Below are 19,851 nucleotides of genomic sequence, written 5' to 3' on the forward strand. Positions count from 1 at the left end.
TATAGTAGGGTGTCTAAATTTGCTATGGACAGGATGATCCAATCTAAATGGAAACAATAGAAAAAAGCGAATATTGGTTAGGATTAATGATTGGCAATTCTCGTTTGCACTGGGCAGAATTTCAGAAAGAAAGATTACTTAAAACTTGGGAAACTGATCACTTTTCTAGGGAAGAAATTATTAAAAATTGGCAAGAAACATATCCTCTCTATTTTGCCTCCGTAGTTCCTCAACAAACGGAACTCTGGCAACAAGTCCCCCAATCAACTCAGTTAACGTTGTCTCACATCCCGATGGCAGATCTCTATTCCTCAATGGGCATTGATCGAGCTTTAGCGGCTTTAGGAGCAGGTGAAACCTATGGCTTTCCAGTGTTAGTAATTGATGCGGGTACGGCTCTAACTTTAACGGCTATTAATCCAGAGAGGCAGCTTTTAGGGGGGGCAATTCTGCCGGGCTTAACAATGCAATTTCAATCTCTTCAGCAAAAAACGGCCCAGCTTCCGGCTTTGGTTTTACCGTCTGACTTACCCTCTCTCTGGGCAACAGATACGACAACGGCCATAGAAAGTGGTATTTTATACGTGCTTCTGGCCGGGATTAAGCATTTTGTTGAAGATTGGTATGCTCAATATTCTCAAGGGGCGATCGCGTTAACAGGGGGTGATGCGGACATTCTCTTTAAATATATTAAAACTCAATATCCGTCATTAGCAAAGAAAATGATTATAGATAAAAACCTGATTTTTTGGGGAATGCGATCGCTTTTGTCTGATTTGAGTAAAGGAAAATATTGATTTTCTGCCAGCAATACTTCCCTAATTTATATTTTTGGGGTTTTTAACTTTTTCAGCAAGCCTCAATTAGGGAAGGGGCGATCGCTTTTTTCTGCTGCCTTACTTTGCCATGTTTAACAGATTACTTTCTACTCATCAGGGCTTGTAACAAAATTTAACATTCGCCTCCAAGCCTTACACCTAATGGCTTTAGAGTAGTTCCGAACTAAAAGAACCTTGTTTTTTTATATTTTTTTGAAGCCCTTGTTTTTTTATATTTTTTTAAAGTATGATGCTCAAAGCAATTCCGCAGGAATCCTAAAAGTTACTCTCAATATCGCTTGACAAGCTTCTGTGTTCTGAGATTATCTTGTTTTGTTCAGGGATATTTAAGGATATTTTGCTCAATCCCATTGTACAAGCTCCGTCGATAAGTCTTAAACCATGACTATTAACTCCCCTTATGCCACTGTCCTGAACACTGCTATCAGCAACGTCATTGAGCTTTTAACGGCTTTTGCGGCAGATCCTTTATTTGCCGAAAAATATACCCTGGCGTTTGATAGTGGGATTACATCTGCACAATTTTTGCAAGCAGTGGCAGTATTGCCAGAGATTCAGGTGCGATCTGATGCTGAGTTACAAGGAGCGTTAGGCGCGTTTTCGGGACAAACCCAAACGGTTTACCTTTCGGAAGGTTTGGTGCAGGGAGATTCCGCTAATTTGGTGGCGGTATTGTTGGAGGAAGTGGGTCATTATTTAGATTTTCGGTTTAATGCGGTAGATAGTGCGGGGGATGAGGGGGCAATTTTTTCTGAGGTTGTACGGGGTTATCTGCCTGATGCCGCCACCTTGCAAGCCTTAAAAGCAGAGGATGATTCGGCTATTTTGGTTTTAGATGGCCAGTCTATTGCAGTTGAAGAGGCCAATTTGAATGGCGATGACAATCCTAATACAATTTATGGAACATCTAATGCGGATACGATCAATGGTCTCGGGGGGGGAGATACCCTTTATGGTCAGTCCGGCAATGATTCTTTAGATGGAGGGGCCGATAATGATGCTCTTTATGGGGGGAATGGCAATGATTCTCTTAATGGTGGGGATGGCAATGATGCGCTTTATGGGGAACAGGGGGTTAATAGCTATATTGGTGGTACGGGCAATGATTACGCGCAAATTGATTTTTCCTGGCGCACGAATAATGTCACAGTTGGCTATAGCAATATTAATAGCGGCACGCTTGGTGATGGTGGGACGATTAAGGAAGTCGAGCGTATTTATTTACGCAGTGGTACGGGCAATGACAATTTAGATTTATCTGCCACCAATTACAATAGTGGCAATTACGACGATAGTACTGCTTCAGCTAATGTTGGTGGTGGTGCAGGCAACGATACGATTATTGGCGGTTCAGGGCGTGATCTGCTCTACGGAGAAGCAGGAGATGACATTCTCAAGGGGGGTGATAATCCAACTATTTACTATGACTACGGTTATGGCGATCAATTGGATGGTGGAGATGGTAATGATAGTCTTTACGGTGAAGCAGGCGACGATCGCCTTTATGGTGGCACCGGTAACGATCTGCTTGATGGTGGTGATGGCGATGACTATCTCTATGGTGAGCAAGGTAATAACAGTTACGTGGGTGGAGCCGGAACCGATTATGCCGAAATTGACTTTTCTCAGCAAGTCGATAATTTAACTGTCACCTACAGCGACATCAACGCCGGAACCTTCAGTCTAGGTGGCACTATCAAGCAAGTAGAGCGCATCTATCTGTTATCGGGTTCAGGCAATGACACCATTGACGTTTCTGCCACTAACTATGACGGCAATTGGTCAGCCAATATTGACGGTGGTGATGGCAACGATACCATTACCGGCGGCACAGGGCGCGACCTCCTCTCTGGTGGGGCTGGTAACGATAGTCTTAAGGGCGGTGATAATTACGATGAACTCTATGGCAATGATGGAGACGATACCCTAGATGCCGGTCTGAGTAGTAATATCGCTGACGGTGGCGATGGAACCGACTTACTGAAAGTAGATTATTCCACTGTCACCAATGGAGGGTTTTCCCAAACCACCCCCAATGGCAATAATGGGCAAGTAAGTGCGGGGGGCAATTATGTTAACTACTCCAATATTGAACGCTTTGATATTACCGGAACTCAGTTTGCTGAAACTCTGCTAGGAGATACCTTAAGCGATCGCCTGGCTGGGGGTGGTGGTAACGATATTCTCAATGGCGGCGATGGAACAGATACCTTAATCGGCGGTACTGGGGACGACACCTATATTGTTGATACAACAACCGACACCATCACCGAATCAGCAACCCAAGGTTTAGATCTGGTTCAAAGCAGCGTCACCTTTAGCCTGGCCAATATCGCCAACGTGGAAAATCTCATCCTGACTGGTAGTGACAATCTTAGTGGCACAGGCAATAGTATCAATAATGATCTTAAGGGCAACAGTGGCAACAACACCTTAGTGGGAAATGCTGGCAACGATCTCCTAGAAGGAGGAACGGGCAACGACAGCCTCAATGGAGGGGATGGCATTGATCGTCTCTTAGGGATTGACTCCACTAGCACTGGCATTGGAGAAATTGATACCCTCACAGGGGGAACCGGTGCAGACCGCTTTATCTTAGGGGATGTTAACCGTAGTTACTACGATGATGGTAATACTAGTACCAATGGTGTGGCTGATTATGCCCTGATTACCGATTTCAATAGTGCCGAGGATGCCATTCAACTGTGGGGAGCCACCTCAAACTATATTCTAGGTAATTCCCCTATTTCCGGCATCACAGGTCAAAGTCTCTTCCTCGACAAACCTGGTAGCGAACCTGATGAATTAATTGCCATTCTCCAGGGTGTAACGGGTTTAACCCTTACTTCCGCAGCTTTTGCGCCGACAACCGTTTTACTGTCAGATAATTTTGATACTGAAAATGGTGGTTCTGGCACAGGCCCTTTAACCAGTTTGAATCAATGGAATGTTACTGACGGCTCGGTTGATTTAATTGGTAATGGCTGGTACGACTACTTACCTGGTAATGGTTTATATCTTGATCTAGATGGTGGTGCTGGTACTGCGGGTAGCACAGGAGCGCGTCTGGAATCAAAAAGCAGTTTTAGCTTTAGCTCTGGTGAATTGGTAACGCTCAACTTCTCCCTGGCGGGTTCCCAGATTTGGTGGAGTAATCCCGATACCGTGACGGTCTCTCTCGGTAATCTTTGGAGTGAAACCTTTACCGTTCCCTACTATCAAGGATTAACTACCATTAGCCGTACTTTTAGTATCACTGCCGCCAGTAGCAATAATAAGCTCATTTTTGACCAGGCTGGCGGAGATGATGCCGGTCTAAAATTAGACGCAATTCAATTAAGCAAAACGACTCGTAACAACAGCTTCTCCAATGCAGGAGTCATTGCCTTTAACAGTTCTACCTATACCGTCAACGAGGATGGAACTGTCACAGCCGCAATTACCCTGACTCGCACTGGCGGCAGTAGTGGGGAAGTTCGCACAACCGTAACGTTAGGCGGCGGTACTGCTACACCCTGGGGTGACTATAACCCGACATCTATTGATGTCACCTTTGGCAATGGCGACGCAGCCGCAAAAGTGATTACCATTCCCATTATTAATGACCTTCATATTGACGGTGGCGAAACCTTCAATTTAACTCTTTCTAATCCTGTTGGTGGGGCTGTTTTGGGCGCGAAAAGTGTGGCAACCGTCACCATTCAAGAAAGTGGTGATGGCACTCCTGTCTATTACCGCACCACAGCCGCTACCTGGACAGATGCCCAAGCTCAAGCCGTTGCATTAGGCGGAAATCTCGTTACCATTAATGACCCAACGGAAAATCAATTTTTAGTGAGTGCCTTTGGAACTTCCGAGTATTTCTGGATTGGCTACACAGATGCGGCTCAAGAAGGCGTTTGGAAATGGGTAGATAACCAACAATCTTCCTATACGAATTGGGCTGGCGGTGAACCTAACAATTCTGGCAATGAAGATTATGCTCATTTCTATTCATCAGGGACTTGGAATGATTTACCAAATACGGGAACGGGGACTCCTTTATCTGGCATTGTTGAAGTTATTAATGGCGTTTCTACCATTGCCATTGCCGACACCAGCATTACCGAAGATGGTACTAATTCCGTAACCTTAACGGTGACTTTAACAGGTTTAACCACCAAGACCTTTACCGTTAACTATGCTGTCGCGCCTGGGTCTGCCACTGCCAATGCGGACTATACTCCTGTTACGGGAACCCTCACCTTTGCTCCAGGCGAAAGCGTTAAAACCATTACCATTCCCTTATTAGATGATCTTTTAGCGGAAGGCAATGAAAACTTTACGGTCAATCTCAGTAATGTGACAGGTGGTGCAGTTTTAGGGAAAAGTAGCGCAACAGTAACCCTATTACAACCCACTCCCGTTTTATCCCTAACCCAAGCAACCTATAGTCTGAATGAATCGGGCGTTCCCATTGCTTCTGTGACGGTTGTTCGTAGTGCAGGCAGTGTTGATCCAGCCGTCAGTGCTACTATTTCCTTTACCAATGGGACAGCCTCTAGCAGTGATTACACCAATACCCCAATTACGGTTAATTTTGCCAGTGGCGAAACCATTAAAACAATACAAATTCCCATCACAGAAGACCTGTTCTTTGAAGGCAATGAAACTTTTAATCTGGCCTTAACCAATCCTTCAGCTAATGCCAGCTTAGGAACTCAGCAAACGGCCACTGTAACCATTGTTGACAATGATATTAATCAAGGTATCAATCTGCTTAATGGCGATGCCGTGATTATTGACAATAGCAAGTTACAAGTTGCCAATATTGGCGCGACAGAGTTTTCTTTAAACCTAGATGGTAACGATGATTACGTTAGCATTGCTCACAATCCTTCTTTAAGTTTAACGACCTTTACAATTGAGTTATGGGTGAAACAAACTCAACTTAAAGGCGGTTGGCAACCTTTAATTACTAAGTCCAACAGTTCTGGTGATAATGAAAACTATGGAATTTATATCCGGCCTAATGAAAGCCGTCTAGAATTTGAGTTTAAAGATGTTAATGGAAACTGGGCGGTTTATGACAGTCAAGGTGGTTTGACTCTTAACCAGTTGGCTCATGTAGCAGTAACTTACGATGGTTCTGAATTACGTCTTTACATTAATGGACAATTAGACGGTTCTGTGAGTTATGTAGGGACACCAATCTTAAATACTGAACCTGTTAATATTGGTCGAGTTTTAAATGCTTATACAGGTTTTGCAGGACAGATTGATGATGTGCGTATTTGGAATACGGCTCGCACTCAAGCTCAAATTCAAGCTAATCTCAATACCCAATTAACAGGTAATGAAGCAGGTTTAGCAGGCTATTGGAACTTTGATCAAGCGTCTAATGCAGTGGCCGAAGATGTCAGTCTTAACTCTAATAATGGCCAACTATTAAACGGTGCATCTCTGATGGCTGATAATACCGTTAAAACCCCGCAACAAATTGTTTACACTGTCACCGATTTACCCAGTCAAGGTGTTCTAACTCGCAATAGTGTCACGCTGAAAGTGGGGGATACTTTCACTCAAGCCGATATTGATAATCAAGTTGTTTCCTACAAACCCAATAGCATAACGCCCCCTAGCGATTCCTTCAAATTTACTGTCACCGATGGAATTACGACCCAAACCAACCAAACTTTCCAACTACGCGGCAACCCCACAGCCGTTAGCAGTGAATTTTTAGTTAACACAACTACGGCTAAAAACCAAACTGCACCTTCAGTAACAGCACTGAATGATGGTGGTTTTATCGCGGTTTGGGCTTCGGAAAATGCCACCACTGGCGGTAGCATCTACAGTCAACGCTACGATGTCAACCAACAAAAAGTTGGCGGTGAAGTTCTCATTGGTACCGATACAAATTATGCTCTGGGCAAACCTGTTGTGGCCAATCTTCCCAATGGGGGCTATGTCGTTACCTGGTACTCCAATCACACTGATGGCACCGCCGATTTAGTCTTCGGTCAAGTCTATGATGCCCAAGGAACAAAAATCGGTACAAACTTCCAAATTAATACCAGCAACTCCTACACCAGTGAGTGGTGGGGAAACCAGATTTGGTCTGAGGTTAAAGCCTTAAATGATGGTACTTTTGTTGTCGCTTGGAATGGTTTCAACAATGACTACTATGGCGATACTTTCGTTCAACGCTTTGATGGTCAAGGCAACAAACTCGGTAATGCCATTCAAGTTAACAGCTATACCAATCAATATCAAATGCAACCCGATATTGCTGTCCTCAATAATGGCAACTATGTCGTTACCTGGCAGTCCAATCCCCAAAATAACGGTTATTGGGGAGTTTATGGACAAATTTTCACCCCGAATGGCGACAAAGTGGGCAGTGAATTCCAAGTTCACAACTATAATTACCAACACTCTTCTGCTCCTTCTATTGTCGCTCTGAGTAATGGTGGCTTTGTTGTTGCCTATAACAAGTACGATGGTAGTTTTCATGACACGGAAGGTCAACTCTTTGACCAAAATGGCAACAAGGTTGGCTCTGCCTTTCTGATCAATAGCTACACCGATCAAAGCCAATCTGATCCAGTAGTCACAGCCTCACTTGACGGCGGCTTTTTTATCACCTGGCACTCTGAAAACCAAGATGGTAGTAGCTATGGAGTCTATGGTCAACGCTTTGATGGCACAGGCAACAAAATTGGCTCAGAATTCCGCATCAACAACCAAACCACTGATAGCCAAGACACTCCCACTGTCACCACCCTCAGTAATGGTGAAATTCTCGTCGCCTGGGAATCCCAAAATCAAGACGGAGACGGCTATGGCATCTACGCCCAACGCTATAACCTGGGAACACTCTACGGAACCAATGGCAATGATTCCCTCAAAGGCGGTGGCTTTAATGATGTCATTGATGGCCTCAACGGTAATGATACCCTAAGCGGCGGTAAAGGCGATGATACCTACTTTATTGACAGTACTAGTGATGTCGTCACCGAAGCCGCCAATGAAGGAACAGACACCATCAAATCCTTTGTCACCTACACCCTACCCACCAACGTCGAAAACCTAATTTTGACAGGAACCGCCGCCATTAATGGGACAGGCAATGCTTCTAACAATGTCATCACTGGCAACGCGGCAAGCAACACCTTGATTGGTGGAACAGGTGTAGATACCCTTATTGGCGGTCTAGGCAACGATATTTATCAAGTGGATAGCACCACTGATGTGATCACTGAAAATGCTAACGAAGGAACGGATACGGTTCAATCCTCTGTGACTTTCTCCCTAGCTGCTCTTACCAATATTGAAAATCTGACCTTAACTGGTTCGGCCGCGATTAATGGCACAGGTAATGCCAGCAACAATGTCATCACCGGCAATACAGCAAACAATACCCTAGAGGGTGGTACGGGTATTGATACTCTAATCGGGGGAACAGGAGATGATATTTATATTGTCGATAGCACCACTGATGTGATCACCGAAAATGGCAGTGCAGGAACAGATACGGTTCAATCCTCTGTCACCTTTAGTCTTGCGGCTCTCCCCAATGTTGAAAATCTAACCTTAACTGGTTCGGCCACGATCAATGGCACGGGCAATACAGGGAATAACATTCTTACAGGCAATACAGCCAACAATACTCTCAGTGGCGGTGATGGCAATGACACTCTCAATGGTGATACAGGAGTCGATACCTTGATTGGCGGTCTAGGCAATGATATTTACCAAGTGGATAGCACTACTGATGTCATCACTGAAAATGCCAATGAAGGAACTGACACCATTCAATCCTCCGTCACCTTTAGTCTTGCGGCTCTCCCCAATGTTGAAAATCTGACCTTAACCGGTTCGGCGGCGATCGATGGCACGGGCAATACAGGTAATAACATTCTTACAGGCAATACAGTCAACAATACCCTCAGTGGCGGTGATGGCAATGATACCCTAGAGGGTGGTACTGGTGTTGATACTCTAATCGGGGGAACAGGAGATGATATTTATATTGTCGATAGCACCACTGATGTGATCACCGAAAATGGCAGTGCAGGAACAGATACGGTTCAATCCTCTGTCACCTTTAGTCTTGCGGCTCTCCCCAATGTTGAAAATCTGACCTTAACCGGTTCGGCGGCGATCAATGGCACAGGTAATGCCAGCAACAATGTCATCACCGGCAATACAGCGAACAATACCCTAGAGGGTGGTACTGGGGTTGATACTCTGATCGGGGGAACAGGAGATGATATTTATATTGTCGATAGCACCACTGATGTGATCACCGAAAATGGCAGTGCAGGAACAGATACGGTTCAATCCTCTGTCACCTTTAGTCTTGCAGCTCTCCCCAATGTTGAAAATCTGACCTTAACCGGTTCGGCGGCGATCAATGGCACAGGTAATGCCAGCAACAATGTCATCACCGGCAATACAGCGAACAATACCCTAGAAGGTGGTACTGGTGTTGATACTCTAATCGGGGGAACAGGAGATGATATTTATGTTGTGGATAGCACCACTGATGTGATCACTGAAAATGCCAACGAAGGAACGGATACTGTTCAATCCTCTGTCACCTTTAGTCTTGCAGCTCTCCCCAATGTTGAAAATCTGACCTTAACCGGTTCGGCGGCGATCAATGGCACAGGTAATGCCAGCAACAATGTCATCACCGGCAATACAGCAAACAATACCCTAGAGGGTGGTACGGGTGTTGATACTCTGATTGGTGGAACAGGAGATGATATTTATGTTGTCGATAGCACCACTGATGTGATCACCGAAAATGGCAGTGCAGGAACAGATACGGTTCAATCCTCTGTCACCTTTAGTCTTGCGGCTCTCCCCAATGTTGAAAATCTGACCTTAACCGGTTCGGCGGCGATCAATGGCACAGGTAATGCCAGCAACAATGTCATCACCGGCAATACAGCAAACAATACCCTAGAGGGTGGTACGGGTGTTGATACTCTGATTGGTGGAACAGGAGATGATATTTATGTTGTCGATAGCACCACTGATGTGATCACCGAAAATGGCAGTGCAGGAACAGATACGGTTCAATCCTCTGTCACCTTTAGTCTTGCGGCTCTCCCCAATGTTGAAAATCTGACCTTAACCGGTTCGGCGGCGATCAATGGCACAGGTAATGCCAGCAACAATGTCATCACCGGCAATACAGCGAACAATACCCTAGAGGGTGGTACGGGTGTTGATACTCTGATCGGGGGAACAGGAGATGATATTTATATTGTCGATAGCACTACTGATGTGATCACTGAAAATGGCAACGAAGGAACGGATACTGTTCAATCCTCTGTCACTTTCTCCCTAGCGGCCCTTCCCAATGTTGAAAATCTGACCTTGACGGGTTTAGGGGCGATCAATGGCACGGGTAATGCTGGCAACAATGTCATCACCGGCAATACAGCAAACAATACCCTAGAGGGTGGTACTGGTGTTGATACTCTTGTTGGCGGAACAGGAGATGATATTTACCAAGTGGATAGCATCACTGATGTCATCACTGAAAATGCCAACGAAGGAACGGATACTGTTCAGTCGTCTGTCACCTTTAGTCTTGCAGCTCTCCCCAATATCGAAAATCTGACCTTAACCGGTTCGGCGGCGATCGATGGCACAGGCAATACAGGGAATAACATTCTCGCCGGCAATACAGCCAATAATACTCTCAGTGGCGGTGATGGCAATGACACTCTCAATGGTAATACAGGAGTCGATACCTTGATTGGCGGTCTAGGCAATGATATTTACCAAGTGGATAGCACTACTGATGTCATCACTGAAAATGCCAATGAAGGAACTGACACCATTCAATCCTCCGTCACCTTTAGTCTTGCGGCTCTCCCCAATGTTGAAAATCTGACCTTAGCCGGTTCGGCGGCGATCGATGGCACAGGTAATGCCAGCAACAATGTCATCACCGGCAATACAGCGAACAATACCCTAGAGGGTGGTACTGGGGTTGATACTCTGATCGGGGGAACAGGAAATGATATTTATGTTGTGGATAGCACCACTGATGTGATCACTGAAAATGCCAACGAAGGAACGGATACTGTTCAGTCTTCTGTCACTTTTAGTCTTGCTGCTCTCCCCAATGTTGAAAATCTGACCTTAACCGGTTCGGCGGTGATCAATGGCACGGGTAATGCCAGCAACAATGTCATCACCGGCAATACAGTGAACAATACCCTAGAGGGTGGTATTGGGGTTGATACTCTAATTGGGGGAACAGGAGATGATATTTATGTTGTGGATAGTACCACTGATGTGATCACTGAAAATACCAACGAAGGAACGGATACTGTTCAATCCTCTGTAACTTTCTCCCTAGCGGCCCTTCCCAATGTTGAAAATCTGACCTTAACCGGTTCGGCGGTGATCAATGGCACGGGTAATGCCAGCAACAATGTCATCACCGGCAATACAGTTAACAACACCCTAAATGGTGGTACTGGGGTTGATACTCTAATCGGGGGAACAGGAGATGATATTTATGTTGTTGATAGTACCACTGATGTGATCACTGAAAATACCAACGAAGGAACGGATACTGTTCAGTCATCTGTCACCTTTAGCCTTGCGGCTCTCACCAATATCGAAAATCTGACCTTAACCGGTTCTAGCGTGATTCATGGTACAGGGAATGCCAGCAACAATGTCATTACAGGGAACAGTGTCAATAACACGCTGGCTGGCGATGCAGGGAACGATACCCTCAATGGTGGTACTGGTGTTGATACTCTGATTGGGGGAACAGGAGATGATGTTTATATTGTCGATAGCACCACTGATGTCATCACTGAAAATGCCAACGAAGGAACTGACACCATTCAATCCTCTGTCACTTTTAGCCTTGCGGCTCTCCCTAATATCGAAAATCTGACCTTAACTGGTTCGGCAGCGATCAATGGCACGGGTAATGCCAGCAACAATGTCATCACCGGTAATACAGCAAATAATACCCTAGATGGTGGTACTGGTATTGATAATCTAATCGGGGGAACAGGAAATGATATTTATGTTGTGGATAGCACCACTGATGTCATCACTGAAAATGCCAACGAAGGAACGGATACTGTTCAGTCATCTGTCACTTTTAGTCTTGCTGCTCTCCCCAATATTGAAAATCTAACCTTAACCGGTTCGGCCGCTATCAATGGCACGGGTAATACAGGGAATAACATTCTCGCCGGCAATACAGCCAACAATACCCTCAGTGGCGTTGATGGTAATGACACCCTTGATGGTGGTACAGGAGTCGATACCCTGATCGGCGGTCTAGGCAATGATATTTACCAAGTGGATAGTGCTACTGATGTCATCACCGAAAATGTCAACGAAGGAACCGACACCATTCAATCCTCTGTAACTTTCTCCCTAGCGGCTTTCCCCAATATTGAAAACCTGACCTTAACCGGTTCTAGCCTTATTGATGGTACTGGCAATACGGCCAACAATTCTTTAACAGGCAATACAGCCAATAATACCCTAGATGGCGGTGATGGTAACGATACCCTCAATGGTGGGGCTGGTAACGATAATCTGATCGGGGGGAATGGCAACGATTTTGCTTACTATTACAGCTCAACTTCCAGCGTTACCGTGAATTTAGCAACCGGAACTGCCAGCGATGGTCTAGGGGGAACCGATAGCCTCTCCTTCATTGAAAATGTTCAAGGCTCCAATACCGCAGGAGATAATCTAACGGGAGATACTGGCGTTAACGTTCTCTATGGTTATGGAGGTGCAGATATCCTGACAGGAGGATTGGGTAATGATCTTCTCTATCTCGGCAGTGATACGGTTACTGATACTGTTAACTATGCTAGTGGTGATGGGAATGATACGGTCTTTAACTTTGTGCGTGGTGCAGGCGGGGATATCCTCAAGTTCACTGGCATAACGGCTATTGATGTACAGGTTTCTGGCACGAGTACCCTGTTTAAATTGGGTGATGGGATTTCAGGTAACTCTGGCTTTGGTTCAGGAACCTTACTGTTAACGACCAGTGCCACCACAGGTTTTGTAGCTGCTGATGTCAATGTCAATCTCTTAGGGGCAACCTTTACTTTTAGTTAGGGCTTGCTGAAAAAGTCAAAAAACGAAAGAAATGTGGGTTAGGGAAGTATGGACTGAAAAAGCATAGATAACTTATCCTTATGGAAACAAATCAAAATACAGATTTTGTTTAATCTATTGTTCCTTTCTGTCTAAAAAGGTCAACACAAATCACTCCTCACAAAAGAGAGGAAAATTAACACCATTTTTCACAAGAAAAACGACTCTACAACTTTTTACTTTTTGTCTTCTGAAGTAGAGTAGAAAGATTCATTACCAAAAAGTTCATCGCAATTACCGTTTCCGAGGTCTCAGGTAGTTTGGCCATCACTCGACCAAGACTAAATTTCCTCTTTCCCTGTCCGAATTTACCCTCAATGGCATTACGCACTCTTTCATCTGAGCGTGCCTCTTTCTTTTTTTCTTTGCTCACCTCTTTCGGCGGTCTTCCCAATCGGGGACCACTCATTCTTATATCCCTTTCTTTACAATAAGCTCGATTCGCTTTTGTTCGATAGATTTTATCCACATGAACCGATTCCGGATAACATCCTGTTTCCCTTTTATATTCTTCTATTCGCGCTTGTAAATCTCCCGATTCGTTGTAATTATCCCAACTTAATTTGTCTAAGAAGACAAAGCCATTCACATTACTTGCCGATATTTTAGCTCCAAACTCTACTGCTTTTCCCGCTTTTCCACGCACTATTGGACGCACGTGAGGTTGGCTTACACTCACAATTCTGTTTTCTACTTTATTTGTCTTTTTTTCATACATTTCTAACTGTTGCTCATACACTTTTCCTATCGTTACAAGCTCTTCTTGCTCTTTTTTCGTTAGTTTTTCTAACTTTGCTCCCTCTTCTATCATTTTTTCTATATCAGACAAGTTTCTTTTTATATATCCTAGTTGTTTTTTTGTTCCTTTTCTTCTTTCTTTTTTTGACACACGACGTTTTTTTGCTATGGCTAAGTACTCTTTTCTTGCCACTTCCCTATAAGTCCTCGGCTTTTCTTTCCTTTTCTCTTTTATTTCTTCATACAGCTTATCTATTATTTTTTCTGTTTTTTCTCTGGCATCATTCAATATTCCTATATCCGTTGGATATTTTATATCTGCTGGTGTACAAGTCGCATCTAACAATAACTTTCCTTCATTTTCTTTTTTTTCTGACGCTACACCCGTCGCTTTTTTTTCTATTTCTTTATTAATTTTATTTATTAATTCCATTCCTATTTTTTTACGAAAATGAACCATCATTGACGCATTAAATGCTTCTTTGCTACTATAGCTTTCCATTCCTATAAAGTACTGTAAATAAGGGTTCTCTTTTATTTGTTCTACTGTTTCTCTGTCACTTTTTCCTGAAATTTCTTTGATAATTAATGCTCCTAATGCCATTCTAAATGATTTGGCTGGGGCTCCTTTTTTTTCTGTGAAGTTTTTTGCATATTCTTCCTCATATTCTTCCCAAAGAATCATTTTTGACATTTCTATCCAACGATTTTCTTCGTCTAACTGCCCGCCGAACAGATTTTTCAAGTTTTCTGGTGTTTCAATTGAGTACTGTTGCTTTCGGTACATCTGCTTTCTCTCTTCTTAATGCAATGGTTTTGAGGCATTCTACCCTATTTTCGTGCATTCTAGCGGTTCTTAATTCGCCTACTATTTTTCTCCGTAAAGGTCTCAGCTTTTTTCAGCAAGCCCTAGTTAAAGGAGATAACAGGGGTGATCGCTTTTTTAATGGATAATTGAGAATGGACAATGGATAATTATCAACTATTCATTATTAACTATCAATTAATCGGCGATCGCTTTTTTAATGGATAATTGAGAATGGACAATGGATAATTATCAACTATTCATTATTAACTATCAATTAATCGGCGATCGCTTTTTTAATGGATAATTGAGAATGGACAATGGATAATTATCAACTATTTATTATTAACTATCAATTAATCGGCGATCGCCTTTTGGTTAAACAGCCAAGGCAGCTAGAGCTTGGGCCGATTTAGCGAGATCTAACTTAAAGACCAAGACCGCTAAGGGAGGTAAACAAAGATCAAGGGAATAGGGCATTCCATGAAAAGACCATTCCTCTGACCACTTACCCCCTAAATTTCCCAAATTACTACCACCATATTGACGGGCATCACTGTTAAATAACTCCGTGTAAAAACCGGCAACAGGAACACCAATCCGATAATGACTATGGGGTTGGGGCGTGAAGTTACAGACCGCCACCACAAATTCATCCGGATCACTGCCTCGACGCAGAAAAGAAACAACACTGTGACGGGTATCGCTACAGTCAATCCACTGGAAACCTTCTTCCTGAAAATCCTTGGAATAGAGAGCCGGTTCACTACGATAGAGTGCATTCAGTTCGGTGAAGAATTGTTTTAACTGTTGGTGTGGCTCGTACTGCAACAAATGCCACTCTAGATCTGCCCAAACATTCCATTCTCCCCATTGCCCAAATTCCATGCTCATAAACAGGGTTTTCTTGCCAGGGTGAGTAAACATATAGGTAAAGAGAGCGCGTACATTCGCAAATTTTTGCCACTCATCGCCTGGCATTTTACCCAGCATATTGCTCTTGCCATGTACCACTTCATCGTGGGATAAGGCCAACATATAGTTTTCACTGTGGTTGTACCACATACTAAAGGTGACATTATTTTGATGAAATTGGCGGAACCAGGGATCCATGCTGAAATAGTCGAGCATATCGTGCATCCAGCCCATGTTCCATTTCAGGTTGAAACCTAAGCCTCCCACATAGGTGGGCCAGGAAACCATTGGCCAGGAAGTTGATTCTTCAGCAATAGACAAAACACCTGGAAAATAACCAAACAGCAGACTATTGACTTGACGCAGGAAGTCCGCCGCTTCCAGATTTTCCCGTCCTCCATACTGATTAGTCACCCATTCCCCTGGTTTGCGACAGTAGTCCATATAGAGCATGGAAGCCACAGCATCAACGCGAATTCCGTCAATATGGTACTTGTCAAACCAGAAAAGAGCATTGGCCACGAGAAAGTTACGAACTTCATTGCGGCCATAGTTAAAAATCAGCGTTCCCCATTCTTTATGCTCACCTTTGCGAGGATCTTCATGTTCGTAGAGGTGTGTACCATCAAAAAAGGCTAATCCATGCCCGTCCTTGGGAAAATGTCCTGGTACCCAATCCACCAACACCCCTAAACCATTGAGGTGACATTGATCAACAAAGTACATAAAATCTTCTGGACTACCATAGCGGGAGGTGGGGGCATAATAACCCGTCACTTGATAACCCCAGGAGCCATCGAAAGGATGTTCGGCGATCGGTAATAACTCAATGTGAGTAAAGCCCAATTCTTTCACGTAAGGAATGAGTTTATCCACTAATTCGTAATAGGTGAGAAATCGCGCTCCCGTATTCCATTCTGATACCTCTACCGCATCTCCCTCTCCCGTTAAATAATGAGGGGTTTCTGATGTACTTGTATGCAGCCAGGAACCTAAATGCAGTTCATAGACAGAAACGGGTTTAGTGAGGGGGTCAGTATTACGGCGTTGCTCTAACCAGTCCTGATCACGCCATTGATAGTTATCTAGGTCAGTGACAATAGAAGCAGTTTTAGGACGTACTTCTTGATAAAAACCATAGGGGTCGGATTTTTCGTAGATATGTCCTTCCCAATTTTTAATTTCATATTTATATTTGGCACCAATACCCAGTTCGGGAATAAAGATCTCCCAGACCATGTTGTTATTTTTCCGCATTTGGTGCAGACGACCATCCCAATTATTAAAGTCTCCCAAAAGGGAAACATTACGGGCATTGGGGGCCCAGACGGCAAAATAGACTCCTTGAATGCCATCAACTTCCATCAAATGCGCCCCTAGTTTCTCATAGATGCGATGATGGTTGCCTTCTCCAAAGACGTGTAGGTCAAATTCGGTTAATTTCGGCGATCGAAAGGCGTAGGGATCATAGATGACCCGTTCATGTTCTCCTTCTTTGAGTCGTAACTGGTAGTTAGCCAGGCTCGGAGCATCCAACACACATTCAAAAAAATGAGGATGGTGAACGGATTGCATGGGGATCTCTTGAAGCTCGGTGGGAATTAATACCGAAGCTGCCTGAGCAGTTGGTAAATAGGCTCTAATCACCCATTGCTTTATGATTCCATTATCTTCTAGAGGATGACTGCCAAGAACTTCAAAGGGATTATGATGAAGATTATAGACAATTTGATTAACTTGGTCTGGGCTTATCGTGCTGGACATTCGGCTTTTTCTATGACTAAAAGGCGGGCTGATAATTTAAATGGGGGCGAACCCTTATAAAAGTTATATATACTTTACACACTTTTCAGGATTTTCCACCTAGGGGGCAGATTTTCGATCCGCCAGCCTCTTTTTCCCAGATTCAATCTTTGGGACTGGGAAATTGAAACGTTTTGATCTTAATTATTTGCAGATACTATTAACGATATTTAGTCGTCTGAGGTACACTCAAGGGGCTAAAGCCCCCTGTTAGTTGAGCTTTTGATGTACCTCACAGGTCTCAATAAACCCACCAGTGTAAGTACTGCTATAGGATGAGCTAGAAAAGCTGAACCTAATAAGGCATAGTGTATTTGAAATTCTTGGAGCCTTTGTAACCGGTTAGCTCTCCCAGTTTTTCAGGCAGTTTAACACCCGATTCCAATTTACCTTTGATTTCCCAGGTCGGAAAGGATTGGATTTTAGCGTCTATGCAGGCTTGGGTCTTCGGATTAGCACCGTTGGGATCACATTCAATATAGTTAATTTGCTTGAAGGCGGCTTTACCAAGCAGTTGCTTTTGTTCATGGCAGTGGGGACACCAGAAGGCTCCATACATTTTGGCCCCTGAGGTTTTGAGATATTTGGCTAGTTCCAGTTCTGCCGGGCCAGAAACCGTGGTAATTTCCCAACCATGAGGGGGTTGAGGTTGGGTTTGGGCTTCGGGAATGGGTGTTTTTCCTCCTAACGCGACTTTTCCGCCTTCAGCCTGGGCATATAATCCTAGGGAGCCGACCAGGGTTATCATGGCCACAACAATGCCGGTAAAAAATACTTGACTCATTTCTTCCCACTCTCGTCCAATGACTGACAAGATAAATAATGCCAGAGAACAGGTAGCGGATGTTAAACAATATAAACAAGCTTCATGAAGCTTAAAGAAGGAAATATACATTAGATAGCCGCTAAAGACGGCCATGGCTGTCCCGCCAATCAGTAGCATTCGTCCGGTTGTTTCTTCGAGTTGGTTGCGTTGTTTCTTATTGTTTTCGGCGTTAATGAGAAAAGGACTCAGGGCAAAAATAATCATTGCCAGGTAAGCTAAGAGGCCAAAAAGACTGAGGGGAAGTCCAAATACTTTGGCATAGGAACTTTGTAGGACTTGATCACAGCCAGAGACACCAGTGGCTTGATTGACAGGGCAGGCCGTTGTCCCTCCAGTGAAGGAGACAACTGTTAGATAGGCAGTGAGTAATGCGCCAATAACAGCGATCGCACCCATGATGAAACGGGAGTAGCGATGAATCCAGGGGACAGAACGGCGGCGAATCATAACAATAAGAGAAACTGGAGAAAGTACATCCAAGGCAAAAGCGGCTTGATGTTAATAGTTTACAGTTTTTAGGAGAGTTTCGAGGTCTAGGCTATGGCGGTGTTTGGATAGGAGCCTCGGCACAATTTTTCTCTGGCTGGTGGAGTTTTTGTAGAAGGCTTTGATAAGTCGTGATTGTTTGGGCGGCGATCGCTGGCCAGGTATATTGTTCACTTGCTAATCTTTGAGCATTTTGCCCCCGTCTTTTGAGTTCTTGGGGATCTTTGAGGGCTACTTGAATCTGTTCTGTAAGAGACTGAATACTACAGGAGCTAATCCAACCGGCTTCGGCGGCTTTAACGGCGGGCCAAATGTAAACCTGATCGGATATCAATACCGGCGTTCCGACAGCCATAGCTTCAGCGACGACAATGCCAAAATTTTCGTAATAGGACGGCAAAATTAAGAGATCTGCCTGCTTTAATAAATGCCACTTAGCCTCTCCCTCGACAAAACCAGCGATCGCCGTATCTGTTGCAATGGTCGAAGCTTGGACTTGGGCTAAAATTTGTTGTTCGTAATCGGGATCTTGGGGATTAGAACCTGCCAGAATAAAGTGAAAATTAGCCCCTACTTTTTTCAAATTTTCCAAGGCCGAAATTAAAAGTTCTAAGCCTTTTTTAGGATCAATTCGTGACAAAAATAAAAGAGTGGGAATCTGGTTATCAGTTGCTTCGATAATAGGAAGGGGAAAAGGTTCTAAGTCAGACAAACTAGGGGGAGTGACTCCCAACGGCAGGATAATCGCAGGACTATTGGTGCCATAACGTTCCGACACATCTGCTTCTTGTTGGGTAGTGAAATGAATGGCGGCGGCTCCCTGTAGATTAGGACGTTCTAATAGGTTGCCATAAATTTTTTTAAGAGCTTGTTTTTTCCTTAAATCTAAAGGATCTAATGTTCCTAATGGGCGCAAAATATAGGGTAACTTTCTGAGGCGACAAAGAGTGGCCGCAGCCGTGCTAATGGGAGAAAAAAGAGCATGAATATGGGCCAGATCGTAATCCTGGCCATGATGCCATAACCAGTTTAAAAGTCCCAGGGAAAATTTGTAGCGACGAAAGGGAGAACAGTTAAAGTAAATCACCTCGTAACCTTGCTCCTCTAGCGGCTGGGCTAAGGGGACAGATAGGGGTAATTGTCCAAAGTCTCCATTGCTATTGGTAGTTAAAATGGTGACATAAACACCTTGCTCGGCCAACGCAGCCGACAAACCTCTGACCATTTGACTGGGGCCACCATAGATCAGGGAAATAGAGGGAATAATCTGTAAAATTTTCAAATGC

The 19,851-nt window shown here is 44.1% G+C and carries 5 protein-coding genes and 1 pseudogene; 2 read left to right on the top strand and 4 right to left on the bottom strand.

Annotated elements, in window-relative coordinates; genetic code table 11:
* The first annotated feature begins 47 nt into the window (after window positions 1–47).
* Window positions 48–797 (top strand): pantothenate kinase, encoded by a 750-nt coding sequence (locus KA717_14280; protein ID UXE63656.1) that lies wholly within the window; start codon window positions 48–50, stop codon window positions 795–797.
* Between the two features lie 423 nt (window positions 798–1,220).
* The gene (locus tag KA717_14285; GenBank protein UXE63657.1) at window positions 1,221–12,953 is read left to right on the top strand and encodes a hypothetical protein; all 11,733 of its coding nucleotides are present in this window, start codon (window positions 1,221–1,223) and stop codon (window positions 12,951–12,953) included.
* A gap of 226 nt (window positions 12,954–13,179) precedes the next feature.
* On the opposite strand, the pseudogene KA717_14290 reads toward KA717_14285, so the two are convergent.
* The 4 genes and pseudogenes from KA717_14290 to hpsP all read right to left on the bottom strand — a co-directional run bounded on the left by KA717_14290 (window position 13,180) and on the right by hpsP (window position 19,847).
* Window positions 13,180–14,517: pseudogene (locus tag KA717_14290) on the bottom strand (IS5 family transposase).
* Window positions 14,518–14,913: 396 nt separating this feature from the next.
* A complete protein-coding gene (gene glgB / locus KA717_14295) occupies window positions 14,914–17,214 on the bottom strand; it encodes a 1,4-alpha-glucan branching enzyme (protein ID UXE63658.1) in 2,301 nt (766 codons plus the stop codon).
* Window positions 17,215–17,548: 334 nt separating this feature from the next.
* Window positions 17,549–18,526, bottom strand: a complete 978-nt coding sequence (locus KA717_14300; protein ID UXE64663.1) for a vitamin K epoxide reductase family protein — start codon at window positions 18,524–18,526, stop codon at window positions 17,549–17,551.
* A gap of 91 nt (window positions 18,527–18,617) precedes the next feature.
* Entirely contained in the window at window positions 18,618–19,847 is a 1,230-nt protein-coding gene (gene hpsP / locus KA717_14305) for a hormogonium polysaccharide biosynthesis glycosyltransferase HpsP (GenBank protein ID UXE63659.1), read from the bottom strand.
* Window positions 19,848–19,851 lie beyond the last annotated feature (4 nt).

It is taken from the genome of Woronichinia naegeliana WA131 (genome assembly GCA_025370055.1).
Lineage (GTDB): Bacteria > Cyanobacteriota > Cyanobacteriia > Cyanobacteriales > Microcystaceae > Woronichinia > Woronichinia naegeliana.